The following is a 24,067-nucleotide window of genomic DNA, read 5'->3' on the forward strand; positions in this document are numbered from 1 at the left end:
GGGCACCCCGACTCCCTTTCTTCAACGAAATTCCGATTGTGGAGTATCCACATGTCGCTCTATTCGTTCGTCCGTGATTTCGGCTTCAGCCAGGCTCCGTCCCATACCCGCGACCTGTTGCAGACCTGTTTGCTGGATATCCTCGGAATCGCCGCTGGTGCGCGTGACAACGACACCAGCCAGGCCCTCAAACGCTATGCGCTGAACCATTACCCGGCAGGCGCCCTGGCCAGCCGCCTGCTGTTCGACGGCCGCCCGGTGCATCCCCTGGGGGCGGCCTGGGCGGGGGGCTTCAGCGTCGACAGCCTGGATGCCCATGAAGGCCACTTCACCTCCAAGGGACATGCAGGCGCCACCGTGGTGCCGGCGCTGCTGGCGCTGGCTGACGCTTACCGCGAGCAGGGCCGTTCGATCAGTGGCGAGGAGTTGCTGAGTGCCCTGTGCATCGGCTACGAAACCGCACTGCGTGCCGGTGTCGCATTGATGGCGACGGCCCCCGATTACCACGCTTCGGGTGCCTTTTCCGGTATCGGCGTCGTATGTGGTGGTGTCCGCCTGCTCGGTCTGGATGAACAGCGCTTCCGCCATGCCCTGGGCATCGCCGAGTACTTCGGCCCGCGCTGCCCGATGATGCGCCTGGTCGACAACCCCTCGATGCTCCGCGATGCACACGGTGCCGGGGCCTTTGCCGGAATCAACGCGCTCCTGCTGGCCGAGGCTGGCGTCACGGGCGCACCGGCCGAGACCGTGGAAACCATGACGGTAGCAGCCCACTGGCATGACCTCGGGGAGCGCTGGGAGATCGACGCCCAGTACTTCAAACCCTGGCCGGTTTGCCGCTGGGCCCAGCCGGCGCTCACGGCCATGACCGCGCTGATGGCCGAGCACCCGCAGATCCGGGGCGAAGACATCGAGCTGATCCAGGTGCAGACCTTCCATGAATCCATGCGCCTGCAGGGGCATACGCCGGCCAACGCCGACGAGGCTCAGTACGCACTGGCCTTCCCATTGGCGGCCCTGGTGGTGCGCGGTCAGGTAGGGCCCCTGGAGGTGACGGGGGAGTCCATCCATGCACCCGATATCCTCGCGGTCAGCCAGCGGATCGAAATCGTCGAGAGCGACGAACTCTCCGCGCGCTTCCCCAACGAAATCCTGTCCCGAGTGCTGGTCTGGCTCAAGGATGGCCAGGCGTTCACGAGCCCGATCACCGCCGCCAAGGGCGACCCTGCAACGGCCATGAGCCACGCGGAATTCCGCGAGAAATTCGATCTGCTCGCAGGAATCACCCTGGGCGACGGGCAGCGGCGGGCCATCGAACAGGCTATTGCGGCATTGCCGGGCAGCTCCAGCTGCGAACCGCTGTTTGCGCTGCTATTCGACGCCGCGAGGTAGGGGGGCATCAGCCCACCGGCTTCGGTGTTTGATCACTCGCTGAAAGCCTGTGAGTCATGAGATGAGAACGTCATTCGAAAGTGTCTTGAAGAGCAAGAACCTTGTGCATCTGGACAGGGCCAGTCGTGCCGGGCTCACAACCCCGGTGCGGCGCGTATCCTTCATCCTGCGCGAGCACTTCTCGATGATGGCGTTCACCGGCGCGGTGGATGCCCTGGTCACGGCCAACCTGATGAGTTCGACGCCGCTGTTCGAGGTCCAGGTGGTGGGCGGTGAGGGCAACCTGGTGGTGAGTGATCTGGGAATCGCCATTTCCACCGATTGCGGCCTGGCCGAACTGGACGAGAAGCACCAGGACATCGTCGTCGTGTGCGGCGGATTCCGCGTCCGCCTGGAGAGCGAACCCATGCTGCGGACGAAGCTGCGCCACGCCGATTCGGCCGGGGCGGTGCTTGGCGGCCTGTGGAACGGCACCTACTTCCTCGCGGAAGCCGGCCTGCTGGATGGCTACGATTGCGCCTTTCATCCGGATGGTCGGGCGATGATGTCCGAAGTCTTCCCCAAGGTGCGGGTGACCAGCCACTCCCATGTGCTCGACCGCAAGCGGATCAGTTGCGCCGGCGCCAACAGCTCGCTGGGCATGATGCTGGAAGTGGTGGGGCACAGCGCCGGCCAGGAGCTGCTGAACGCCGTGGAAGAAGTGCTGGGCTGCGACAAGATGCGGGACATGGTCGACGTATCGGTGGTCTCCATCGACTTCGATCCGACCTTGCCGCGCACCCTCAAGCTCGCCCTGGAACTGATGCACAGCAATATCGAAGACCCCATCGGGATCGATGAGATCGCGCGTTACGCGCGAATCTCCCGGCGGCACCTCGAACGTCTGTTCAGGCGCTACGTAAAGGCGACCCCGCCGCGCTATTACCTGGAGCTGCGCCTGACCCATGCGCGCCAGCTGCTGCAGCACACCAACAAGTCCCTGATCGAGATCGCCGTCGCCAGCGGCTTCGCCACGCTGCCGCATTTCCATCGCTGCTTCCGCGAGAAGTTCGACATTGCCCCCGGACAATTCCGGAGTCGTACCCGGTTCAGGGTCGGATAGGGGCAGCGCGGGCAGAGCAGGGCGATGCAGGTAGGCGATGCGTCTTCCTGCTCGCGAACCAACTGCAAGATGGCAACACTGTCAGCCTGAGAAAGCTCCGGTCGCGCAAAAAATTCGACGCAGTGCCTCTTGTTGCCACGGCCTCAACCCGCCCCCTGACAATCTCATCCAACAGTGCCATATCAGCCTCCTTGGCCAAAGAAGCCGATTAACGAGGGAATGGCAAAGGGCCGCATGAACGGCGTGTGGGCACTGCTATAGTCCCAATAGCAGCCTTGCTTCCTCGGTGATTGCAGCCAGCGCCGATTCGGCAGTTTAAGGCGACAGCTGCTCGTGAGGTGTGCCATGACCTGCGCTTTTCACCGCTCCACGCACCTGGCCTCCGGTGGCACTGGGCTGTCCTGGTATCTCCGGACCTGCTGGCTGCTGCTGTACATACTTCTGTCTTTGGTCGGGGCTCACCTCGCGTTCGGCGCCGAGCCAGCTGCTGAAACCGGCACTCGGGCCGGGTTGATCGTCTGGCCCGAACCCCGACCGGTGGAGGATGTCCGTTTCGTCGATGGTGAGGGGAAGCCGCGCAGCCTGGCCGACTTCCGGGGCAAGGTGGTTCTGCTCAACCTCTGGGCCACCTGGTGCGTCCCTTGCCGTCAGGAAATGCCGACCTTGGATCGCTTACAGGCGAAGCTCGGTGGCAACGACTTCCAGGTGGTGGCACTCTCGCTCGATCAAGGTGGACTGCAGGTAGTGCGGGACTTCTACCGGGAGATTGGTATCCAGCACCTCAAGATCTACCTCGATGAGCCCATGCAAGCCATCCAGAGCATCGGCGCCTTCGGCTTGCCGGTCACCCTATTGCTGGACCGCGAGGGGCGGGAAATTGGCCGCAAAGCCGGTGCGGCCGAGTGGGACAGTCCGCAAGTCATTGAGTATGTGCAGGAAGTGATGGCTGCTACATCGAGGAAATAGTTCGCGATGAGTCTTAGTGACATCGGTATCCTGAGCGCGTTTGCCGCGGGAATGATCTCGTTCCTCTCGCCCTGCGTGCTGCCCTTGGTACCCGGCTATATGTCCTTCATCGCCGGTCGCTCGGTGGACGAACTGCAGGTCCTGGAAAGCCGCCGGGAGCGGCTCGCGGTGATCGGTATGAGCCTGAGCTTCGTGCTGGGCTTTTCCACCATCTTCATTGCCCTTGGAGCCAGCGCCACCGCCATTAGCCGGCTGCTGATCGCCTATCGGCAGGAGACCAACCTGGTTGGTGGCATCATCGTGATCGCCTTTGGCTTGTTCATCACCGGCCTGATCAACCCGCGCTGGCTCAATATGGACGTGCGCTTCGTCCACCAGCTCAAGTCCAGCGGAGGACCGCTGGCCGCCTATGTATTGGGAATCGCTTTCGCCTTCGGCTGGACGCCTTGTATCGGCCCGATCCTGGGCAGCATCCTGACGCTGAGTGCCGCCACCGGCAGTACCGGCGCCAGTGGCGTTGCGCTGCTGTCTATTTACTCGCTCGGCCTGGGGCTCCCATTCCTGCTGACGGCCTGGTTCACCAATCACTTCCTTGCCCATATGAAACGCCTTCGCCGTTGGAGTCGGGTCATTCACATAGGGGCCGGCGTCATCCTGATAGTCATGGGGGTGGCCATGGTCACGGGCCAGTTGACCGACTTCGCCTGGTGGTTGCTGGAGGTGTTTCCCATCCTCGGCAGGATCGGCTAGCTAGCGGTACGCCCCTGGAAAATGTGCGCGTTCGATCACTCAGTATCGAGCCTGGTAGAGATCATTGACCGCGATCAACAAACCGCTTCGCGATTGGCGCTTAGCTTGAGCATCGGTTTAGGCCTGCGTGGCTCAATACCATGTCCTTCGTTGGAGACACCACGATGAACGCTAAGCGGTTTACCTCTCTGGCGTCAGGTATATCCCTTGCAGCACACCTGAGCCTTGCCCTGGCAAACCCGACTGGCAGCGTCTACACCGCCAACGAGCGGGCGGCGTCCATAAGCCAGGTAGACCTCGATACAGGCGTGATCAGCACAGTCGCCTTACCCATCTCCCCGCATAATGTCCAGGTTTCTCCCGACGGCAGCTTGCTTTTGGTGGTTGGGATATCCGGACATGCCGGACATTCGAGTGGTGAAAAGTCCAGTGGGCAGTTGTTGGTATTCAGTACCACCGCGCTGGATAGACCGCAGTTCAGTCTGCCGGCTGGCAATCACCCGGCTCATGTGGTCACCGACTCTACTGGGCTGCGCGCCTTTGTTACCGATTCCGCCGCCAACCGGGTGCGGGTCTTCGACCTGAAACAGCGGGTCGAACTACCTGGCATTCCGACTGGGCGCTATCCCCATGGGCTGCGCTTGAGCCCAGATGGTCGAACGCTCTACGTCGCCAATATGCAGAGCGATAGCGTATCGCTTATCGACGTCACCACGCTCAAGGAGACTGCGCAAATTCCAGTGGGTAAAGGTCCTGTCCAGGTGGGCTTTGCCCCTGACGGCCGCCTGGCGTTCGTGTCGCTCAGTGCCGCGAATCAGCTTGGCATCATCGACACAGTCGGGCGCAAGGTGATCGGAAAGGTTGATGTGGGCCGTACGCCGATACAGATGATGGCCACCGTTGATGGCCGCCAGGTCTATGTCGCGAACCAGGGCAGTGGCCAGAACCCGGACGATCGAGTCTCCATCGTCGATCCCCGAACACGCAGCAGCATTGGCACCGTGACCACCGGCCGGGGCGCCCATGGTGTGGCGATCAGCACAGATGGCGCTTATGTGTTTGTCAGCAATATCGAAGCGGGCACCGTATCCGTAATTGATACGAACAGCCGCACGGTCGTTGGCACACACAAGGTCGGCGCTGGCCCAAACGGGATTAGCTACAAGCCGCCGAGAGCCCAATAGCCCTTCGATATGCCGTGGGGGATGGCACCAAAACTAAGTCTTGAAGCATGGATGGGGTCGTTTGAGCGAAGTTCAAGCGACCTGACTACGACGCAACCGATAGCCATGATGCTGTGGCCGTCACACAAATTTTCGAGCATGGCTAAGGAGATGATGATGTCTAACATTCGCAATGTACTGATGGGACTCTGTATGGCTGCAACGTCTGCGGGGGCCGTGGCGCAAAACGCCGATGAGCACTCGACGCATCACCCGGCCAATGCCTCTGGTTCGGAGGCCACCGAGAAGATGCGCCCTGCCCAGCAAATGGACAAAGGGCAGATGGCGGCGATGGACCAGCACATGAAGGCCATGCAAGCCATGCACGAAAAGATGGCTGCAGCGAAAACCCCGGAAGAGCGCCAGGCGCTGATGGCCGAGCATATGACGCTGATGAAGGGCGGCATGGCCATGATGAAGTCCATGGGTGGTGGAATGTCGGGTATGGGGGGAATGCAAGGCGGCAAGGGTATGGACGGTGATATGGCCGCACGTCAGCAGATGATGGAAAAGCGCATGGACATGATGGAATCCATGATGCAAATGATGATGGACCGCATGCCTCCCACACCGTCGAAGTAGCCGTTCACCATTCCGAGGAGGCGTTATGAACCATCATTCCGATGATCACAGCTCGCCACCCAGCTTCTGGAGTTCACGTTACGCAATCGGCCTGGTGGTGATAGGTGGAGTCGCCGTCTATTTTCTGCTGACAGAGCACCTGGCCCATGTTGTCGGCGCCCTACCGTTTCTGCTGTTGCTCGCCTGCCCGCTGATGCATGTTTTCATGCACCGCGGGCACGGTAGCCACCATCACCAAGGTCAGAGCAACTCTGCCCCTTCCGCGAAGCCCGATACCCGTGAACCGGGAGATCCCTTATGAACCATGGTGAATCCGCATATGGTCTCTGGTCGCTGGTTTTCATCAATTCAGCGATCTTCATCATGTTTGCATTCAGTTTCTTCAAACCCGCGACGGCCAGAGACTGGAGGAGCTTCGGCGCATTTTCTGCGTTCATCGTCGCCCTGTTCGTGGAGATGTATGGCTTCCCTCTGACGATTTATCTGTTGTCAGGCTGGTTGCAGTCCAAGTTCCCCAACCTCGATCTGCTTTCCCACGACTCTGGGCATCTGTGGTCGACGTTGTTGGGTGATAAGGGCAATCCTCATTTCAGTGCGCTGCACATCGCCAGCTACGTGTTCCTGGGCTTCGGCTTCTATCTGCTCTCGGCCGCTTGGAGCGTGCTGTACCACGCTCAACGCCGACACACACTCGCCACAGATGGGCCCTATGCCTGGATCCGGCATCCTCAGTATGTAGCCTTTGTGTTGATCCTCCTGGGCTTTCTGCTTCAGTGGCCCACCCTTCTGACTTTGGCTATGTTCCCTGTTTTGCTGGTGATGTACGGGCACTTGGCGATTACCGAAGAGAGGGATATGCGCAAGGAGTTCGGCACTGCCTACGACGAATATGTCCGTGCTACACCCAGATTCATTCCGCGCTTTCGAGATAGGTTCAGTGCGGGTCAGGGCAGCTGAAGCATGGAGCAGAAGTACTACGATGACGGCGGCACATAGGGCCCGGACACGCAAAGGAGAACGGTGTGTGAGATGTCTGTGAACGAACAAACGGGAGAAGGCACATCCCATGGCCTATGTTGTCTTGCTCAAACAGGTAATCGAGACGGTCGAATCGGCTGCTGCATTGCTTGCTGCAGAATAGCGTCTCCCCACAGGTCCGCGTGGCAGCGGTGACAAGGCCGAGGTGGCCTTGGAAGTCGAGTCCGGATTGCGTCGTGATTTGCTCGCGCTGCTCAGCTGCGACTTTTTGAGGGTTTGCGCGCCTGATCTCTGGGGACGTGCAGGTATGACATGACGCTTTCGGTAAGTTCAGCCGCCAGCTTTACGGCTTCTTTGTTGCGTGTCATCACGGCGGCGACCAGGCTCTCGACAACAGCCAGCACGGCCGCGTTCGAGCTGATCAGAACGGGGTGTTCGGCAGGTGCGAACAGTACGTGCTCGGCGAGTTGCACCAGTGGGGAGGCCGGAGAGTCTGTGATGGCTAATACACTGGCCCCACGCTCGTTGGCGAAGCGCGCAAGTTGGATGGTATCGAGGGAGTAGCGGGGGAGGGAGATCGCCAACAAGACGTCGTGCTGGGTAATTGATGCCAGTCTATAGGCGGCATTCTCGTTACCACCCTCCATGCTGATGGCTGTTGCGTCTGGGCAGTAGGGCATCAGATTGGCTGCAGCCAGGCCAGCCATGTACGCACTATTGCCAAAACCCAGGATGAAAATGCGGCGTGCCTTGTTGAGGCGATCGACGAAGGCGTCGAAGGCCGCCGGGCTGTTGCTACTGACGGCCGCACGCAGGTTGCCTTCCGCAGCCTGCATCTGCTCATGCAGGCCGAAGGAACCGTCGGGGCGCTGGGCCATTTCCTGGCGCAGCTTATCCACCGGCGATACAAGGTCTTGCAGTGTGCTGACCAAGGCTGCTTTGAGCGCGCTGTAGCCACTGAGCTTCAAGGCGCGAGCCAATCGATTGACTGCTGCGGCCGAAGTCGACGTTTCCTGCGCAAGCTCCTCAATCGTGAGGGTTGCGGCCTTGAGCGGATGACGCAGGATGAAGTCGGCGACTTTTCGCAGCGAGGGCTGCAGATCGGGTGAGGCCGACGCCAGCTTGCGCATGACGGGTGAGGTATAGACAGACAGGTCTCGCGGCGCTCGGGTCATGACTCTGAGAGGGTCCTTGTGGCCAGGTACGCCAGTTTATGTGATCGCAGCGTGAGTGTGGAAACTGCTATGACGCAATCAACAGTGCCCATTCCGCTTTGCCTGGCCAGGCCATGCTGCAAGGAGGTACCCGGTCGAAACGGGTACCCCCGACCTGCATCTATTGGCCGTAGATGTCGTAGCTGAAGTACTTGCTCTGGATTTCCTGATACCTGCCGTTGGCGCGCAAGGTCGCGATTGCACTGCTGAACTTCTCGGCGGTAGCCGCATCGCCCTTGCGGACGGCGATGCCTGCGCCATTGCCGAAATACTTCGGATCGTTGAAGTCCGGACCGACCAGCGCGAAGCCCTTGCCGCTGTCGGTCTTGAGGAAGCTCTCGCTGATGTTCACCACGTCCGCCAGGGTCGCGTCGATGCGGCCGGAAACCAGATCGAGGAACGCCTCGTTCTGCGAGCCGTAACGAACCACCTCAATCCCAGCCGCCGCAAATTTGTCGCTGGCGTAGCGGTCATAGGTGGATGCGCGCTGCACCCCGACTCGTTTGCCCTTCAGGTCCTTGAGTGGGTCACTTACGTCGCTTCCCGCTTTCATCAGTAGCTTGCCGGGCGTGTGGTAGTACTTCTTGGTGAAATCGACCGACTTCAGGCGGTCCGGGGTGATCGACATCGACGACAACACGGCATCCACCTTTCGAACCTTGAGCGAGGGAATCAGGCCATCGAAGGACTGTTCGACCCATTCGCATTTCACGTGCATCTCTGCGCACAAGGCATTGCCAATGTCGTAATCGAAGCCGCTTAAACGTCCGTCCTCGGTCTTGTAGGCGAAGGGCGGGTAGGCGGCTTCGATCCCTATCCGCAGGGAGTCCTGTGCCTGGGAGAGCGTGGCGCAAGCAGAGAGCGCCAAGGCGCCAAGTAGAGCGATCTTGTTCAATTTATTACTCCAGTTCGTGCGGTGGTGACCCGGGCGAAATGATTCGTGCGCCAGCCTGGAAGTGATTGCGCGGCGTCCAGCTTCTTCCGTCATGGGTCTTGTGGCGATACGTCGATCATGAAACGAGTCGCTTCGTTTAGGCTAATTTTTGATTGAAATAGTGTCAATCTGTTTTGAGGTGATTGTTCCTGCTTCATTTTTGTCGTGTATGCGTCTACAGGTTTTCCTGCTTTTTGTCTGGGTGACATGCAGATCTGCTCAGAGTGCGGAGGGTGGCTGGAAGGCTTTCTCAGAGATCTTGAGTGATGCAAATACTGTCATAAAATTATTTACATGAAATAAAATGCGTCATAGAGTTTCTGGAGGGATGTGCTCCCAGGGTATCCATCAGAACAAGAGCAACAAGAGATGAGAATGCGGACCAAGCCTGGCGCAGCGAATCGAAGACGCTTCAGACAGTGCGAGCCGTTTTCGACAGGGGAGACGTGGTGGCCGGCACGAGTGCCGGGGCCAGTGTCCTGGGCGAGACCAGCTTCCGTGGCCTGATGACCAGCGCTATCTGGGCGGAATCGATCCAAACGCAGCGACGGCCGCATCGTTGCTGGTCGGTGAAGGCTGGATGACGTCCAGCCAGGGATTGTTTCAGCCGCAGAGGCCTGTGACTCGAGAAGAGGTCGCGCTCACCCTCGCTCGTGTAATCGGACTTAAGAAGGTTCGTTAGTCCCCGGACTCATTAATCACCTCACCCTGCAGCGGCGGGATGGGGCAAGTGTCATTCGCCTTTTGGAAAGCGCATCGAGATCGTAGCCATGGAACTGACACCCCTCGAACTGTTTGCCTTGGACAAGCTTCTGGACGATCAGGAGTCGGTCGTGCTTGCCCTCCAGAGTGCCCAGGCCAAGGTCCTGGAACGGGTTGAAACGCGCGACGGCTTCTACTCGGTGATCGAGTTGGAGCAGCCGCTAAGCAGCTTTGGCCGATTGGCTGAGCGGGAGTGGCGATTCCGCATCAGGAACAAGAGCGCGGGCGGGTACTTCGTTTGCTGGCCAGATGGCGAGTCCAGCCTGTGTCTGGAGGCTGTCGTTGGCAAGGGGATGCCTGTGGCGATGCTCGCACCGGAACTTCTGGTCTAGAGAACCTGCATGCAGCTCAAGGCGTGAATCCCACAACCAACGTGCCCTGAGCTTCACCCTCGATCAGTTCGTTGCGACCAACCCTTTCGCAGAGTGCAGATGCCTCCGGTATCTGCCTTTGGCGAGTGCAACGTCTCTGCACTCGTCGTTCTGCCGCTACCGATTTTGCGTATTCCCAACAACGCTGCGCCTCGCAGCCACGGAGAACTGAAGATGAGACTGAGCCAGCTTTGCCGCTACGCATGCCTGCTTGTTGTTCTGCTTCCCGGAATGGGTCAAGCCGCTGGTGCGCTGCTCCTGGTGGGCGGTGGACTGAAAGATGACAACGCCGCGATTTACCAGCGCTTGATTCAACTGGCAGGCGGCAGCGGTCAGGCCAAGATTGGTGTGATTACCGCCGCGTCGATTCCTGAAAGCCAGGACCCGGATGCAGGCACCGCGAGCGCGGCCAACTCTCGGGCCAACGGCGAGCACTACGCCAACCTGCTGCGCAGCTACGGCGCTGCGGACGCCCAATGGATCCCGATCGATCTGGACCGTATCGCCAACAACAGCAACCCGCAGGTGCTAGCACAAATCAATGGCATGACTGGCTTCTTGTTCGGGGGAGGGGATCAGTCGCGACTGGTTCAGACGTTGCAGAACGTCAACCGGGGCGACACCCCGGCGTTGGCAGCGATCCGCAACAGGCATGCCGCCGGTGCCGTGCTGGCGGGGACCAGCGCCGGGACGGCGATCATGGTTGCAGGCCCGATGGTGACTGGTGGCGAAAGCTACGAAGCGCTGCGCTACGGACCTTACACGACACCGTCCGGCGATGACCTGTCGTACGACCCGAGCGGTGGCTTTGGCTTCTTCAACTATGGCCTTCTCGATACCCACTTCAGCGAGCGTGGACGCCAGGGACGCATTGTGCGTTTGGCCGACTACACCGGCGTTCCTTTTGCGTTTGGCGTCGATGAAAACACTGGGTTGCTGGTGCAGGACAACCCCAGTCTGGGGCAAGTGGAAATGGAGGTGATTGGCACGGGGGGCGTGTTTGTTTTCGACCTGCGCAATGCCGAACTCGGTGGCGGAAGCAGCTGGGCGCTCTACGACGTGCTGGCCAGCTACCTGACCAGCGGTGACCTGTACCGGCCCCAGAGCGGGCAGTTCATCATCGCCAGCAGCAAGACCAGCTTGCGCAATCGCGAGCAGTACAGCAGCGCGATGAGCGCCACGGGAGATATCTTCAGCAGCCCCAACAACAGTGGCGCCAATGGTCGAAGGAAACCCCGCGAGTTCGTGCTGATCAGCACGGACCTGTTCAACAGCCGTGCCACCAGTACCCTCGGTCGTACTTATGAACTCAATCCGCGCTATCGGGTGGACCTGGTCAAAAGCACCCAGTTCGATAGCCATGGCTACAAGGGCACGCTAGGAGGGCAGGCCATGATCTCTTACCTGCGCGTTCTGATGGATTTGCGTCCGAATTGACCCGAATGGACGATTCGCCCCGCATCGTTTCGGTTACACAATGGTGATGATCGAAGCTCGCCGGGCGCGATGCCCCGGCGCGGTGTCATCCGGCATTTTCCTGGCGATCGGATGCGTGGTCGGTTGCGAGCAGGCAATCGCTGGACCACTCAGCCTGACAGCGCTATAAGTTGTACAATGTGAATTTCTGTACAGCTTTTGGCGAATCTCAACCACAGGCAGAGGAGTCACAAGGTGGCACTTGGCTGGCTGCTTGAACGCGCGTGCTCTACGGCGAGTGGCCTGGCCTTGGCGCTATTGCTGAGCACGACAGCGGCGCTGGCGGACTGGCGTGACGACTTGCCAGGGGTGCGTTCTGTCGGCACGGGCCAGTTCAAGTGGTTCGGCTTTGCAGTCTACGAAGCGAGACTCTGGAGCCGCGACGTGAGTCCAACGCTGGACCAGCCCTTCGCCCTGGAGCTGACCTACCGGCGTGAACTCAAGCGTGACGACTTGGTCGAGATCAGCCTGGAGGAAATGCGCAGGCTCGGTGGTAAAGAACTCAACCCAAAGCGCTTGGCACGATGGGAGTATGAAATGCGTCAAGCTTTTGTCGATGTGGTTCCGGGCCAGAGCATCACAGGTTTATACCTGCCAGATCGGGGTTGTCGCTTCTATGTGGATGGGCAGTTGAGTCGAGAGGTGGCAGACCCTGATTTTGCCCGCGCCTTCTTTGCAATCTGGTTGGACCCGCGCACTCGCAACCCCGAGCTGCGACGCCGACTGCTTGGCCTCGAGGTCGCTACCGAATGAATCGCTTGCTCAGCAGGCCCGTGCTGCTGCTCCTGACCAGTTTGTGCCTGAGAAATGCTCAGTCTTCAGTCGATGGATGATGGTTACCGTGCCTTGGTCATTGGCGCGAGTGGCGCATTGGGGACCGCCTTCTGCGAGCTACTGCGCGAAGACCCACGCTGCGCCGCTGTGCGCGAGCTGGGGCGCGCAAGCACGCCCAGAATCGATCTGGAAGACCCGCCGAGCATCGCTCGGGCCGCCACCGAGCTTTCAGCCGAGGGGCCGTATCAGTTGATCCTGCATTCAGCCGGCCTGCTGCACCGTTCTGGCTTGCAGCCGGAAAAATGCCTGGCCGCTCTTGAGGCAGATGCCTTGCACGCTGTGTTTCAGGTCAATGCACTCGGGCCGGCTCTGGTACTGCGCCATTTCCTGCCGTTGCTGCATGCAAGGGGCACGATGGCGTTGCTTTCGGCGAAGGTGGGGAGTATCGGCGACAACCGCCTGGGTGGCTGGTACGCCTACCGTGCGTCCAAGGCGGCGTTGAACATGCTGGTGAAGACCGCTGCCATCGAGTTGGCCCGCAACCGACCCCAGGCGTGCCTGTTCAGCCTGCACCCGGGTACGGTGATTTCCAAACTGTCCGAGCCGTTTCGAGGCGCGGTGCTAGCACGTCCGGCGCGACAGGCAGCAGCAGATCTGCTGAGCCTTGTCGATCGCCTTGGACCGGCTGAGAGCGGCGGGTTCTATGCCTACGACGGCGAGCGCCTGCCCTGGTAAGTGTGAAATAAGCATGAGTCTGAAAGCGCTGGCCATTCCGAACGCCTGGTCGAGGCCTTACGAGCCCGAGACGGTATTGCTGGCTGCCGGTTGCGTTCTTGCCCTCCTGCAGCAGGCGGTCCGCCAATGACGATGCCTGCCCGTCGCCTCGGTCTGGTGCTCGGCGACCAGTTGTCGTTCGACCTTAGCCTGTTCGACACCCTGGACCCCCGACGCGACGCATTGCTGATGGCTGAGGTGGACGCCGAAGCGCGCTACGTGGCTCACCACCCACAGAAGATCGCGCTGATATTCAGCGCCATGCGGCATTTCGCTGAGGCGCTGCGCCAGCGTGGCTGGCGGGTGATCTACTTGCGCCTGGACGACGCAGGCAATAGCGGCAACCTGCCCAGCGAGCTGCATCGTTGGATGGAGATTCTTGGGGCCGAGGAGGCGCATATCACCGAGTGCGGTGAATGGCGCCTGGAACAGGCGCTCAAGGACTGTGGCCTGCCGCTGGTATGGCACCCCGACCGCCGCTTCCTGTGCTCACGAGAGGCGTTCGCGCGCTGGGCCGGCGACCGTGACCAGTTGCGGATGGAGCATTTCTACCGAGGGATGCGCAAACGTACCGGCCTCCTGCTGGAGCCAGACGGCAGTCCGCTGGGCGGCACCTGGAATCTCGATGCGGAGAATCGCAAGGCGCTGCCGCGTGGTCTGCGTGGCCCGTTCCCCACGCGCTTCCAAGCCGATGCCATTACCCAAGAAGTGCTGGCGCTTGTCCGGGCGAGATTCAGTGACCATTACGGTAGCCTGGCGTCCTTCGACTACCCGGTGACCCACGCCGATGCGCAAGTTTTGTGGCAGCACTTTCTCGACTTCTCCCTGGCCGCCTTCGGCGATTACCAGGACGCGATGGCCACCGGCGAGCCATTTCTGTTCCACGCGAGAATCAGCGCTGCGCTGAACATCGGCCTGCTCGACGTGCGCCAACTGTGCGCGGATGTGGAAGAGGCATACCGCCGAAAGCAGGTGCCGCTGAATGCCGCCGAGGGATTCATCCGCCAACTGATCGGCTGGCGCGAGTACGTGCGCGGTATCTACTGGCTGCGCATGCCGGAATACGCCGAACTCAACGCATTCGGTAATCACCGCCCACTGCCAGGGTTCTACTGGACGGGCGCCACCGACATGCGCTGCATGGCCCAGGTGATTGGCCAAACCCTCGATTTGGGTTATGCCCATCACATCCAGCGACTCATGGTTACCGGCAACTTTGCGCTCTTGGCAGGTATTGCCCCCAAGGCCATTTGCGAGTGGTACCTGGCGGTCTACCTGGATGCCTTCGACTGGGTCGAACTGCCGAACACCTTGGGCATGGTGATGCACGCCGACGGCGGATACCTTGGCTCCAAGCCCTATTGCGCCAGCGGCCGCTACATCCAGCGAATGTCGGACTACTGCAAGGGATGCCGCTACCGGGTTGACGAGGCAACGGGACCACAGGCTTGCCCATTCAATGCGCTGTACTGGCACTTCCTCATGCGCCACCGCGATCGCCTGGGGGAAAACCCGCGCCTGGCCATGGTTTATCGCAATTTGCTGAATATGGATGAAGCGCGCCGCGAGGCAATCTGGTTGCGCGGCGAGCAACTGTTGGCGCAGCTGGATACGGGGGAGGCCCTGTGAAGAAAACTGAACTGCCGAGCAAGGTTTGCCTGGTCTGCGGCCGCCCGTTCTTTTGGCGCAGGCGTTGGCTGCGCTGCCGGAGGTTGTCGTGCCAAAGCCGCAGGGTGCGTGCGTAGTGCGGGCCGAAGTCTTCCATGTGCAGCAGGTTGAGCTGAGTCTCGGCGCTGGCAGTCTGCAGCATGGTGGTCAGCGAGGGTAGGGCGCCGTCGGGGAATATGTAGCGCTGGATGAAATCCACCGAGCGACGAGCCTGGCGGCGCTCGGTTTCGCTGCCGTCCTTGTGATCGCGCTCGATGCCGTACAGCTTGTCGATCAGGTTCAAGGCCATGTCGGCGCGTCCGATCTTGCCCTTGGGCTGCACCTTCTGCGCCTCGATCAGGACTGGGCCGTGGGATCTCGCCTGGGTTGCCACGGCGTTTAACTGGGGCGACGAATTCTTCGGCCTCACTCGATCCGGCGACTGGGACTTCGATCAGCTCGTCAGCTTCGTTGAACATGGCCAACTGAGGGGAGTCGGCATCCTCGGGGCTGCGCTCGGACTTTGGCGAGAATAGTTTTTGCCACAGTAGGGCGACCTGCTCCTGAAGCCGTCCTACCCGATCATCTGCAATAACGGGTCGTCGGGCAGGTTGTCCGCGCGAAAATTCATGGCGCAGGATTCTACCGGCTCAGCTCACAAAGCGCGGGGTCAGCACCTTGTGCGGTTGGTTCTGACCCGGGGCGATCAGGTTACTGGTGAACCGTAGATGCTTGGCAGCGTCTACGAAACCCAGGTCGGTTCAGGTTGAAAGTTTGTTACCACTGGCGGTGAGCAGCCCGTAGAAGCATCAGAGGTTCTCTACCGTTGCCAGGGTGTGCTGGAAACTTTCCAGAAACACGCTTTCGGCGATTGTCATTTTCTGTTCGCGATTCCACAGCAGGAAGACGTCGACATCAACGATGCCCTCCGCCGGAGGCAAGCGCCAGAGAAGACCCTGTTCAATGTCTTTGCTCAGCACGTGTTCGGGCAGGCAACCGATGCCGAACCCTGCACATACCAAGCGGTGAATCTCTTCGAAGCTGGAAGACGAAGCGACGATGCGCCCAGTGAACCCCTGTTGGTCGCGGAAAACCGCCAGGGGCGAGAGGTTGCCACCGAGCTGATCGCTGACGAAGCTGACGAAGCTTTCCCCCTTGAGGTCTTCCATGGACACATCATTGCGACCGAATAGTGGATGGCGTTGTCCGCAGAAAAAGGCATAACGCTGTCGCAGGAGCTGGCGCCGTTCCAGCTTGGGCTGGGCGATACGACACAAGCCAAGGCCGGCGGTGGCGGTCTTCTGCAGCAGCGAGCTGATGATGTCGGAACTGCGCAGCACCTCGATTTCCAGCTCCACGCGTGGGTGCGCCTGGTGGAATTCAGCGAGGAATTCGTCGTACAGCGCCGACTGCACGCGGCTGATGCTGAGCAGCCGCACCTTTCCCGCCACGCCGTCGTTGCGCTCTTCCACCGCCGCGCCGATACGTGAAATGCCGCCGTAGATATCGGTGGCGATGCGCAGGACTTCCTCGCCCGCTGCGGTCAGGTCGAAGCGCGGTCCACGGCGCAGGATCAGCGCGCATTCCAGTTGTTCTTCCAGCCGTTTCAGCGCCTGGCTCACCGCCGACTGGGTGATGTGCAGGCGCGCCGCCGCACGGCTGATGCTGCCTTCCTGGCCGATCACCAGGTAGGTGCGCAGCAGGTTCCAGTCGAGGCGGTCATTGAGGAAACGACGCCCCTCCCACTTGTTGACCAATGCGTCAGATTGCGACTTCGGAAGGATCATCTCGGCTCCTATTAGTAGTGGTGCTAATACGGCGGATAAGAATTAGCAAATTTACTAATCATAGTCCCGGAGCGATAAAAACCCAACGCGCCACAGAGCGCGACCGGCTTAGCCAGAACAGAAACTGCCTAGACAACTAGTCCAAGAAGGGCCTTGCATGCACACGTCCAATCAACCGCGTCGCGCGGCGGCTGCCGCGTTCGTCGGCACCACCATCGAGTTCTACGACTTCTACATCTACGCCACTGCCGCGGCCCTGGTGCTCGGCCAAGTCTTCTTCCCCAGCTCCAATCCCTTCCTCAGTACCCTGGCGGCCTTCGGCACCTTCGCCGTCGGCTTCATCGCGCGGCCCATGGCCGGCATGGTGTTCGGTCACCTGGGCGACCGCCTCGGGCGCAAGAAGATGCTGCTGGTGACCATGGCGCTGATGGGCCTGGCCACTACCGGCATCGGCCTGCTGCCGAGCTACGCCAGCGCCGGCATCTGGGCGCCCATCGGCCTGATTGTGCTGCGCATCATCCAGGGCATCTCGGTGGGCGGCGAGTGGGGCGGGGCTGTGCTGATGGCCAGCGAACACGCACCGGCCAAGCGCAAGACCTTCTATGCCTCCTTCGCCCAACTGGGCAGCCCGGCTGGCCTGCTGCTGGCACTGATCGCCTTCCGCCTGGCGACATCGCTGGACCAGGAGGACTTCCTCAGTTGGGGCTGGCGCGTGCCGTTCCTGATCAGCGGCCTGCTGATGATGGTGGGCCTGGCCATCCGCTTCGGGGTGGACGAGTCCCCCGAGTTCAAGGCCGTCCGCGAGAAGGAAGCGGTGGTCGAGTACCCGGTTCTGGAGGTGATCCGTACCTGCTGGCGGCAGATCCTCTTCGCCGCGCTGGCGGTGACCATCGGCTCTGCGGGCTTCTTCTTCACTAACACCTTCATGATCACCTACGTCACCACCTACCAAGGCATCGAGCGTTCCACCATCCTCGACTGCCTGTTCCTGGTGACCATCCTGCAGTTCCTCTCCCAGCCGCTGTCCGCGCTGCTCGCCGAGCACATCGGCGAGGGTCGCTTCCTCAAACTGGTGGCGTTGCTCTGCATGGCCGTGCCGTACCCGATGTTCCTGCTGGTGAGCACCCAGAACCTGGTGCTGATGACCCTTGGCATCGCTATCTCGGTGGTGACCCTGTCGGCCCTCTACGCAGTAATCGCCGGCTACATGGCCCAGGCCTTCCCGGCGCACGTGCGTTACTCGGGCATCTCCCTGGCCTACCAGCTCATCTGCGCCATCGCCGGCGGCAGCACGCCCATCATCGGCACCCTGATCGCCAACCAGTTCGCCGGGCAGTGGCTACCGCTGGCCATCTACTTCACCTTCCTCTCCGCACTTTCCCTGATCGGGGTCTGCGGCCTCGCCCGCCTGCGCGGCGAAGCGCAGCCCAGCCCTGTACTCGCTCGCTAACCAGGAGTTTTCATGAGCAAGCCGCACAACATCAGCGATGCCGAATGGCAGGTCCGCTGCGAACTGGCCGCGTTGTACCGGATGGTCGCGCACTTCCGCATGACCGACCTGATCGACACCCACATCACCCTGCGTATTCCGGGGCCTGAGCATCACTTCCTGATAAACCGCTACGGGGTGATCTTCGACCGCATGCGCGCCTCCGACCTGGTACGCATCGACCAGCACGGCACTGTGGTGGACGAGGCCTTCGGCGAGCGCCGGGTCAACGCGGCCGGGTTCGTCATCCATTCGGCCATCCACATGGCGCGGCCGGACATGAAGTGCGTGGTGCACACCCACACTGCCGCCGGCATCGCAGTATCGGCCCAGGAGCAGGGGCTGCTGCCGATCAGCCAGCACGCGCTGAAGTTCTACGACAAGCTGGCCTACCACCAGTACGAAGGCATCGCCCTGTCGCTGGACGAGCGCGAGCGGCTGATCGCCGACCTTGGCCCGCACAAGGCGATGATCCTGCGCAACCACGGCCTGCTGGCCGGCGGCAACAGCGTGGCCGAGGCTTTCCACGAGATCCATTTCCTCGAGCGCGCCTGCCAGGCTCAGGTCCAGGCCCTGGCCGGCGGCGCCAAGCTGGTGTTCCCCTCGGAGGAGGTGTGCCGCCACACCGCCGCGCAGTTCGAGCGCGAGGAATCGGCCGAGATCATCAAGCTGAGCTGGAACGCCGCGTTGACCCTGATCGAATCCCAACGCGAGTCCTACTGCTCATGAAACCGCTGGTCCTGTTGTCCGCAGACCAGGTGCTGCTCGGCCAGCTGCAGAACGCCTTCGCCCGGCAGGAGCCGGAGCTTCGCGTGGTGCTCGCCGACGATCCCGCCGCGCGCGACGCAGAAGTCGCCGCCTGCTGGTTCCCGCCGGCCGGCAGCCTGGCGCGGCTGCCGAATCTCAAATTGATCCACTCGGTGGCCGCCGGGGTCGACCACCTGAGCACCGACCCGGAGCATGCCGAAGTGCCCGTGTGCCGCGTCGTCGATCCGGCGCACCGCCAGGGCATGGCCGAGTACGTGCGCTGGGCGGTGATCCACTACCACCGCGATTTCGACCGCGCGATGGAGCAACAGCAGCGCCACGCCTGGCTGCGCCATCCACAGAAGGCGGCCGCCGAGTACCGCGTCGGCGTGATGGGGCTGGGCTCGTTGGGCGGCGCCATCGCCGCCGAGTTGGCAGTCGCGGGCTATGCAGTACGTGGTTGGGCGCGCACCGCCAAGCAGATCGAAGGCGTGCAAACCCTCTCCGGCGGTCAAGGCTTCGCCGGCTTTCTCGACGGCCTGGACCTGCTGGTGAACCTGCTGCCGCTGACGGACGCTACGCGGGGCATCCTCTGCCGGCAGACCTTCGAGGCACTGGCGCCCGGCGCGGCAGTGGTCAACTGCGGCCGTGGCCAGCACGTGCAGGTGGACGAGCTGATCGCCGCAGTGGAAAGCGGCCGTCTGCGCGGCGCGCTGCTGGATGTGTTCGAGAAGGAGCCGCTGCCCCTGGACAGCCGCCTCTGGACCACCCCCGGCATCATCATCACCCCACACATGGCCTCGGCTGCTTCTCACGACTGCATCGCCCAGCAGATCGCGGAGAATGCCCGGCGCCTGGACCGGGGACAGCCCCTGTTGAACCTGGTGGACACCCACCTCGGTTACTGAACCCACCGCCTGAAAAGAGGAAAACAAGCATGCTGAAGTGCAATGGCGAACGGCTGTGGGACAGCCTGATGCAAATGGCCAAGGTGGCCCCGACCGAGAAGGGTGGAAATTGCCGCCTGGCGCTGTCTGCCGAGGACAGGGCTGGGCGCGAACTCTTCACCCTCTGGTGCCGTGATCTGGGCATGGACATCCGTGTGGACAGCATCGGCAATCTGTTCGCCCGCAAGGCCGGGCGTAATGACGCACTGCCGCCAGTGGTGATGGGCAGCCACCTGGACACCCAGCCCAAGGGCGGCCGTTTCGACGGAATCTATGGTGTGCTGGCCGGCCTGGAAGTGGTGCGCAGCCTGAAGGAGCAGGGCATCGAAACCGCACGCCCGCTAGAAATCGCGGTCTGGACCAACGAAGAGGGCGCCCGCTTCACCCCGGCCATGCTCGGCTCGGCGGTGTTCACCGGCGACCTGGCGCTGGAGCGCGCCCTGGCCATCCGCGATGCCGAGGGCGTCAGCGTGGCCCAGGCGCTGGAGCAGACCGGTTACGCGGGGGACCTGCCCCTGGGCCGTGAGTTCGACGCCTACTTCGAGGCGCACATCGAACAGGGGCCGATCCTCGAAGAAGCCGGCCTGCCGGTGGGTGTGGTGACCGGCGGCCAGGCCATTTGCTGGCTGGATATCGACGTGCAGGGCGTACCTGCCCATGCCGGCACCACCCCCATGCCGCTGCGCCGCGACGCACTGTTCGGCGTTGGCGAGATGATCACCGCGCTGGAGCAGTTGTCCCGAGACTTCGCCCCCAGGGGGCTGGTCACCGTGGGCCAGCTCAGCATCGCGCGATCCTCGCGCAACACCATCCCGGGCCGCGTCGCTTTCACGCTGGACCTGCGCCACCACGAGGACGGGCAGATCGCCGCCATGGAGGCCAGCGCCCGCGACCTCATCGCCGCCATCGCCACGCGGCGTGGCCTGGACGTGACGGTGGAACGGCACTGGCTGAGCCCGGCCACTCCCTTCGACGCCGACTGCATCGCCGCCGTCAAGCGCGCGGTGGAAGGCCTGGACTATCCACACCAGATGATCGTCAGCGGCGCCGGCCACGACGCCATCCATCTGGCGCGGCATTGCCCGACCACCATGGTGTTCATCCCCTGTGTCGGCGGCCTCAGCCACAACGAGGCCGAGGACGCCTTGCCCGATGACGTGACCAAAGGCTGTGACGTGCTGCTCAACGCCGTGCTGAGCCGCGCCGACAGAAGCTGATCCACCTGAGCGACAAGCGTGCCCGGCGGCCATCAGCGCCGCCGGGCGCCAGGGGCTCCCTTTGCCCGGAAAACAAGAAACGCCTGCAACAAATTGAACTGCCAAAAACAACTAAACCCCATGCCCACAGGGCATTGAACGGGAGAAATGGCATGACCAGCCCTGCGTACACTGAGGTTGCGAACGCGCAACCTGAACACAGCACCGACATGAAGAAAGTGGCCGTTGCCAGCGTCATCGGCACCACCGTGGAGTGGTACGACCTGTTCGTCTTCGCCACGGCCTCGGCCCTCGTGTTCAACAAGATCTTCTTCCCCGGCTTCGACCCGCTGGTGGGGACCCTCCTGGCCTTCGGCACCTTCGCCTCGGCCTACGGTGCACGCATCATCGGCGCCGCGCTGTTCGGCCACTTCGGCGACCGCCTCGGGCGCAAGTCGATGCTGCTGATCTCGCTGCTGACCATGGGCGCCGCCACGTTCGCCATCGGCCTGTTGCCGGACTACGAGTCCATCGGCATCTGGGCGCCAATCTCGCTGCTGACCCTGCGCATCATCCAGGGCCTCGCGCTGGGCGGGGAGTGGGGCGGCGCCGTGCTGATGGCAGTCGAGCATGCACCGAAGAACCGCCGCGGCCTCTACGGCTCCTGGGTGCAGATCGGCGTGCCGGCCGGCACCATGCTGGCGAACCTCGCCTTCCTGCTGATCGCCACCTCCATCTCCAACGAGGACCTGCTCTCCTGGGGCTGGCGCGTGCCCTTCCTGGCCAGCATCCTGCTGATCGTCGTGGGCCTGTACATCCGTCTGAACATTCACGAAACCCCGTCGTTCAAGGCCGTGGAAAAGACCGGCGAGCAGGTGAAGGTCCCGCTGTTCGAAGTGTTCGGGAAGTACTGGAAGCAGGTGCTGTTGGGCGGCGTGGCCACCATGTCCACCGGTACTTCCTACAACCTGATCGTCGCCTTCGGCCTCACCTACGGCACCCAGACCCTGGGCTTCTCGCGGGGCGAGATGCTCAGCGTGGTGCTGGCCTCCTGCGCCGCATGCATCTTCATGCTGCCGTTCTTCGGTGCGCTGTCCGACCGCATCGGGCGCAAGCCGATCATAGTCGGCGGCATCATCGCCGAGGCGCTGGTGGCCTTTCCGATGTTCTGGCTGATGGACACGAAGGAGCTGCCGCTGGTGTTCGCCGGCTACCTGCTGCTGATGACTGCCTTCGCCGCTAACTATGGTCCCATCGCCACCTTCCTCGCTGAACTGTTCGGCACCAAGGTGCGCTACTCGGGGCTGTCCATCAGCTACATGCTCTCGGGCCTGCTGGGCAGCGCCGCCACGCCGCTGGTGACCACCGCGCTGCTGTCGATGACCGGCAAGGGCTCGTCCGTGGCCTGGTACATGGTGGGTTCGGCGGCGGTGTCGCTGATTGCGCTGCTGCTGCTTACCGAAACCTTCAAGAAGGACCTCAACGCGGTGGCGGGCAAGTCCCCCAGCGCTGCCTGATTCCGAACCCATTCACGCGAGCCCGCCCCGAGCCGGGCGGGCCGCTTGTTCCCTGAATTCAGAGTCCATCGATGAATAAGACCCTTCACAGTCTCGGCCTTGCCGCCGGCGTCCTTGCGCTACCGTTAAGCCCTGATGTTCTCGCGGACCTGGTGGCCGACAGCCACGCCAGCCTCGGCCTGCGCAATTTTTACTTCAACAACGATTTCCGCGACCAATCTGGCGCCGCCGGGCAGAGCCGCACCGAAGAGTGGGCGCAGGGCTTCATGCTCAACTTCGCCTCCGGCTATACCGAGGGCACGGTGGGTGTCGGCCTCGACGCCATTGGCCTGGTCGGCCTCACGCTGGACAGTGGCGGCGGTCGTCATCGCGGCAGCTCGATGATCCCCAACGATGGCGATGGCGCCGCCAGCCAGTGGAGCCGCCTGGGCCTGACGCCCAAGCTGAAGTTGTCGAAGACCGAACTGCGCTACGGCACCCTGATGCCCAAGTTGCCGGTGCTCACCTTTAACGACGGGCGCCTGCTGCCGCAGACCTTCGAGGGCGGCCAGATCACCTCCAGCGAGATCGGCGGCCTGACCCTCGGCGCCGGCCGCCTGGAGCACGCCACTGGGCGAGGTTCCAGCGACCGCACGGGCCTGGCCGTCAGCGGCGGCACCCGCGAGAGCAACCAGTTCGTCTTCGCCGGAGGCGACTACAAGCTCGGCCAGGACCTGCTGGCCCAGTACTACTTCGCCAACCTGGAGGACTACTACGACCAGCACTTCGTGGGCCTGGCCCACAGCCTGCCGCTGTCGGCCGGGCAGTCGTTCAAGACCGAGCTGCGCTACTTCCGCACCACTTCCGATGGCGCCAACGGCACCGCCGCCGGGCGCGCCAGCGGCTACCGCGTCGGCGGTTTCACCGAGGACGGCACGGGCGAGATCGACAACCACACCTGGAGCGCCGCCTTCACTTACAGCATCGGCGGCCATGCGCTGATGGCCGGCTACCAGCAGGTGTCCAACGGCAGCAACTTCGTTCAGCCCAACCAGGGTTCGCTGCCGGACAAGGGCGCCGGCGGCGCCAGCCTCTACCTGCACACCGACCGCATGCTCGCCAGCTTCAACCGGGCGGGGGAGCGTACCGGCTTCGCCCAGTACAGCTATGACTTCGCCGCCGCTGGCATCCCCGGCCTCAAGGCTTCGCTGATGTACCTCAAGGGCGACGACATCAAGAGCACCTCGGGTGACGACAAGTCCGAGTGGGAGCGCGACATCGGCCTGGACTACGTGATCCAGGACGGCGCCCTCAAGGGCCTGGGCATCGCCTGACGCAACGGCTTGCTGCATTCGGACATCGACCCGAACCAGGGGCAGAACCGCCTGATCCTCAGCTACAGCCTGCCGCTCTTCTAAACCCAGCAGGCCGCTGCCGGCCTGAACCGAACAGGAGAAACC

Annotated in this window: 21 protein-coding genes and 4 pseudogenes; 20 read left to right on the forward strand and 5 right to left on the reverse strand. The window is 62.2% G+C overall.

Features of this window, described 5'->3' with window-relative positions; translation table 11 throughout:
• Positions 1-51: 51 nt before the first annotated feature.
• The 8 genes from THL1_RS14630 to THL1_RS14660 all read left to right on the forward strand — a co-directional run bounded on the left by THL1_RS14630 (position 52) and on the right by THL1_RS14660 (position 6,972).
• A complete protein-coding gene (locus tag THL1_RS14630) occupies positions 52-1,392 on the forward strand; it encodes an MmgE/PrpD family protein (protein ID WP_069083954.1) in 1,341 nt (446 codons plus the stop codon).
• 61 nt (positions 1,393-1,453) lie between these two features.
• On the forward strand, positions 1,454-2,494 hold the full coding sequence (locus THL1_RS14635) for a GlxA family transcriptional regulator (RefSeq protein WP_069083955.1): 1,041 nt from the start codon (positions 1,454-1,456) through the stop codon (positions 2,492-2,494).
• Positions 2,495-2,839: 345 nt separating this feature from the next.
• On the forward strand, positions 2,840-3,460 hold the full coding sequence (locus tag THL1_RS14640) for a TlpA family protein disulfide reductase (protein WP_083245890.1): 621 nt from the start codon (positions 2,840-2,842) through the stop codon (positions 3,458-3,460).
• Between the two features lie 6 nt (positions 3,461-3,466).
• Positions 3,467-4,210, forward strand: coding sequence for a cytochrome c biogenesis CcdA family protein (locus THL1_RS14645; RefSeq protein WP_069083956.1), 744 nt, complete (start codon positions 3,467-3,469; stop codon positions 4,208-4,210).
• A gap of 140 nt (positions 4,211-4,350) precedes the next feature.
• Positions 4,351-5,394 carry a cytochrome D1 domain-containing protein gene (locus THL1_RS14650; RefSeq protein ID WP_237234717.1) on the forward strand — a complete coding sequence of 348 codons (1,044 nt, stop codon included), beginning with the start codon at positions 4,351-4,353 and terminating at the stop codon, positions 5,392-5,394.
• Positions 5,395-5,550: 156 nt separating this feature from the next.
• Entirely contained in the window at positions 5,551-6,015 is a 465-nt protein-coding gene (locus THL1_RS14655) for a hypothetical protein (RefSeq protein ID WP_069086526.1), read from the forward strand.
• A gap of 25 nt (positions 6,016-6,040) precedes the next feature.
• Positions 6,041-6,316, forward strand: coding sequence for a DUF2933 domain-containing protein (locus tag THL1_RS28975; RefSeq protein ID WP_083245891.1), 276 nt, complete (start codon positions 6,041-6,043; stop codon positions 6,314-6,316).
• Entirely contained in the window at positions 6,313-6,972 is a 660-nt protein-coding gene (locus THL1_RS14660; protein WP_069083957.1) for a methyltransferase family protein, read from the forward strand. Before THL1_RS28975 ends, THL1_RS14660 begins: the two co-directional genes overlap by 4 nt.
• 275 nt (positions 6,973-7,247) lie before the next feature.
• Here the strand turns inward: THL1_RS14660 and THL1_RS14665 are convergent, their stop codons facing one another.
• Both THL1_RS14665 and THL1_RS14670 read right to left on the reverse strand, forming a co-directional pair.
• Positions 7,248-8,168 (reverse strand): MurR/RpiR family transcriptional regulator, encoded by a 921-nt coding sequence (locus tag THL1_RS14665; protein WP_069083958.1) that lies wholly within the window; start codon positions 8,166-8,168, stop codon positions 7,248-7,250.
• Between the two features lie 160 nt (positions 8,169-8,328).
• Entirely contained in the window at positions 8,329-9,102 is a 774-nt protein-coding gene (locus tag THL1_RS14670; RefSeq protein WP_069083959.1) for an ABC transporter substrate-binding protein, read from the reverse strand.
• Between the two features lie 809 nt (positions 9,103-9,911).
• Here THL1_RS14670 and THL1_RS14675 point away from each other — a divergent pair.
• The 6 genes and pseudogenes from THL1_RS14675 to THL1_RS31350 form a co-directional block, all read left to right on the forward strand.
• Positions 9,912-10,235, forward strand: coding sequence for a hypothetical protein (locus THL1_RS14675; RefSeq protein ID WP_069083960.1), 324 nt, complete (start codon positions 9,912-9,914; stop codon positions 10,233-10,235).
• 213 nt (positions 10,236-10,448) lie between these two features.
• Complete coding sequence (locus THL1_RS14680) at positions 10,449-11,711, forward strand: cyanophycinase (protein WP_069083961.1); 1,263 nt, start codon at positions 10,449-10,451, stop codon at positions 11,709-11,711.
• Positions 11,712-11,945: 234 nt separating this feature from the next.
• Positions 11,946-12,503 (forward strand): chalcone isomerase family protein, encoded by a 558-nt coding sequence (locus THL1_RS14685; protein WP_145928299.1) that lies wholly within the window; start codon positions 11,946-11,948, stop codon positions 12,501-12,503.
• A 54-nt stretch (positions 12,504-12,557) separates the two neighbouring features.
• A complete protein-coding gene (locus THL1_RS14690; RefSeq protein ID WP_069083962.1) occupies positions 12,558-13,259 on the forward strand; it encodes an SDR family oxidoreductase in 702 nt (233 codons plus the stop codon).
• Between the two features lie 126 nt (positions 13,260-13,385).
• The gene (locus THL1_RS14695; protein ID WP_069083963.1) at positions 13,386-14,927 is read left to right on the forward strand and encodes a cryptochrome/photolyase family protein; all 1,542 of its coding nucleotides are present in this window, start codon (positions 13,386-13,388) and stop codon (positions 14,925-14,927) included.
• A pseudogene (locus THL1_RS31350) lies at positions 14,924-14,968 on the forward strand (hypothetical protein); the annotation flags it as partial. The gene THL1_RS14695 and the pseudogene THL1_RS31350, both read left to right, overlap by 4 nt.
• A 17-nt stretch (positions 14,969-14,985) precedes the next feature.
• Here the strand turns inward: THL1_RS31350 and THL1_RS30670 are convergent.
• The 3 genes and pseudogenes from THL1_RS30670 to THL1_RS14705 form a co-directional block, all read right to left on the reverse strand.
• Positions 14,986-15,303: pseudogene (locus tag THL1_RS30670) on the reverse strand (class I SAM-dependent methyltransferase); the annotation flags it as partial.
• A 10-nt stretch (positions 15,304-15,313) separates the two neighbouring features.
• Positions 15,314-15,576, reverse strand: a pseudogene (locus THL1_RS31355) (transposase domain-containing protein); the annotation flags it as partial.
• A gap of 178 nt (positions 15,577-15,754) precedes the next feature.
• Positions 15,755-16,732, reverse strand: a complete 978-nt coding sequence (locus THL1_RS14705) for a LysR family transcriptional regulator (RefSeq protein WP_069083965.1) — start codon at positions 16,730-16,732, stop codon at positions 15,755-15,757.
• Positions 16,733-16,889: 157 nt separating this feature from the next.
• Here THL1_RS14705 and THL1_RS14710 point away from each other — a divergent pair, with 157 nt between their 5' ends.
• From THL1_RS14710 to THL1_RS14735, 6 genes and pseudogenes are all read left to right on the forward strand, one after another.
• Positions 16,890-18,182 (forward strand): MFS transporter, encoded by a 1,293-nt coding sequence (locus THL1_RS14710; RefSeq protein WP_069083966.1) that lies wholly within the window; start codon positions 16,890-16,892, stop codon positions 18,180-18,182.
• Positions 18,183-18,194: 12 nt separating this feature from the next.
• On the forward strand, positions 18,195-18,950 hold the full coding sequence (locus THL1_RS14715) for a class II aldolase/adducin family protein (protein WP_069083967.1): 756 nt from the start codon (positions 18,195-18,197) through the stop codon (positions 18,948-18,950).
• Positions 18,947-19,876: a 2-hydroxyacid dehydrogenase gene (locus tag THL1_RS14720; protein WP_069083968.1), complete on the forward strand. Its 930-nt coding sequence runs from the start codon at positions 18,947-18,949 to the stop codon at positions 19,874-19,876. The genes THL1_RS14715 and THL1_RS14720 overlap by 4 nt, the downstream gene beginning before the upstream one ends.
• Before the next feature lie 29 nt (positions 19,877-19,905).
• Positions 19,906-21,132 (forward strand): Zn-dependent hydrolase, encoded by a 1,227-nt coding sequence (locus tag THL1_RS14725; protein ID WP_069083969.1) that lies wholly within the window; start codon positions 19,906-19,908, stop codon positions 21,130-21,132.
• A gap of 152 nt (positions 21,133-21,284) precedes the next feature.
• A complete protein-coding gene (locus tag THL1_RS14730; RefSeq protein WP_069083970.1) occupies positions 21,285-22,628 on the forward strand; it encodes an MFS transporter in 1,344 nt (447 codons plus the stop codon).
• Positions 22,629-22,699: 71 nt separating this feature from the next.
• Positions 22,700-24,025: pseudogene (locus tag THL1_RS14735) on the forward strand (OprD family porin).
• Positions 24,026-24,067: the final 42 nt, after the last annotated feature.

Origin of the sequence: Pseudomonas sp. TCU-HL1 (genome assembly GCF_001708505.1) — a bacterium.
Lineage (GTDB): Bacteria > Pseudomonadota > Gammaproteobacteria > Pseudomonadales > Pseudomonadaceae > Metapseudomonas.

What these genes read in the sequence shown, in the direction of transcription:
- THL1_RS14630 (WP_069083954.1), top strand. Translation starts at nt 52, where the DNA reads ATGTCGCTCTATTCGTTCGTCCGTGATTTCGGCTTCAGCCAGGCTCCG.
- THL1_RS14635 (WP_069083955.1), top strand. Translation starts at nt 1,454, where the DNA reads ATGAGAACGTCATTCGAAAGTGTCTTGAAGAGCAAGAACCTTGTGCAT.
- THL1_RS14640 (WP_083245890.1), top strand. Translation starts at nt 2,840, where the DNA reads ATGACCTGCGCTTTTCACCGCTCCACGCACCTGGCCTCCGGTGGCACT.
- THL1_RS14645 (WP_069083956.1), top strand. Translation starts at nt 3,467, where the DNA reads ATGAGTCTTAGTGACATCGGTATCCTGAGCGCGTTTGCCGCGGGAATG.
- THL1_RS14650 (WP_237234717.1), top strand. Translation starts at nt 4,351, where the DNA reads ATGTCCTTCGTTGGAGACACCACGATGAACGCTAAGCGGTTTACCTCT.
- THL1_RS14655 (WP_069086526.1), top strand. Translation starts at nt 5,551, where the DNA reads ATGTCTAACATTCGCAATGTACTGATGGGACTCTGTATGGCTGCAACG.
- THL1_RS28975 (WP_083245891.1), top strand. Translation starts at nt 6,041, where the DNA reads ATGAACCATCATTCCGATGATCACAGCTCGCCACCCAGCTTCTGGAGT.
- THL1_RS14660 (WP_069083957.1), top strand. Translation starts at nt 6,313, where the DNA reads ATGAACCATGGTGAATCCGCATATGGTCTCTGGTCGCTGGTTTTCATC.
- THL1_RS14665 (WP_069083958.1), bottom strand. Translation starts at nt 8,168, where the DNA reads ATGACCCGAGCGCCGCGAGACCTGTCTGTCTATACCTCACCCGTCATG.
- THL1_RS14675 (WP_069083960.1), top strand. Translation starts at nt 9,912, where the DNA reads ATGGAACTGACACCCCTCGAACTGTTTGCCTTGGACAAGCTTCTGGAC.
- THL1_RS14680 (WP_069083961.1), top strand. Translation starts at nt 10,449, where the DNA reads ATGAGACTGAGCCAGCTTTGCCGCTACGCATGCCTGCTTGTTGTTCTG.
- THL1_RS14690 (WP_069083962.1), top strand. Translation starts at nt 12,558, where the DNA reads ATGCTCAGTCTTCAGTCGATGGATGATGGTTACCGTGCCTTGGTCATT.
- THL1_RS14695 (WP_069083963.1), top strand. Translation starts at nt 13,386, where the DNA reads ATGACGATGCCTGCCCGTCGCCTCGGTCTGGTGCTCGGCGACCAGTTG.
- THL1_RS14705 (WP_069083965.1), bottom strand. Translation starts at nt 16,732, where the DNA reads ATGATCCTTCCGAAGTCGCAATCTGACGCATTGGTCAACAAGTGGGAG.
- THL1_RS14710 (WP_069083966.1), top strand. Translation starts at nt 16,890, where the DNA reads ATGCACACGTCCAATCAACCGCGTCGCGCGGCGGCTGCCGCGTTCGTC.
- THL1_RS14715 (WP_069083967.1), top strand. Translation starts at nt 18,195, where the DNA reads ATGAGCAAGCCGCACAACATCAGCGATGCCGAATGGCAGGTCCGCTGC.
- THL1_RS14720 (WP_069083968.1), top strand. Translation starts at nt 18,947, where the DNA reads ATGAAACCGCTGGTCCTGTTGTCCGCAGACCAGGTGCTGCTCGGCCAG.
- THL1_RS14725 (WP_069083969.1), top strand. Translation starts at nt 19,906, where the DNA reads ATGCTGAAGTGCAATGGCGAACGGCTGTGGGACAGCCTGATGCAAATG.
- THL1_RS14730 (WP_069083970.1), top strand. Translation starts at nt 21,285, where the DNA reads ATGACCAGCCCTGCGTACACTGAGGTTGCGAACGCGCAACCTGAACAC.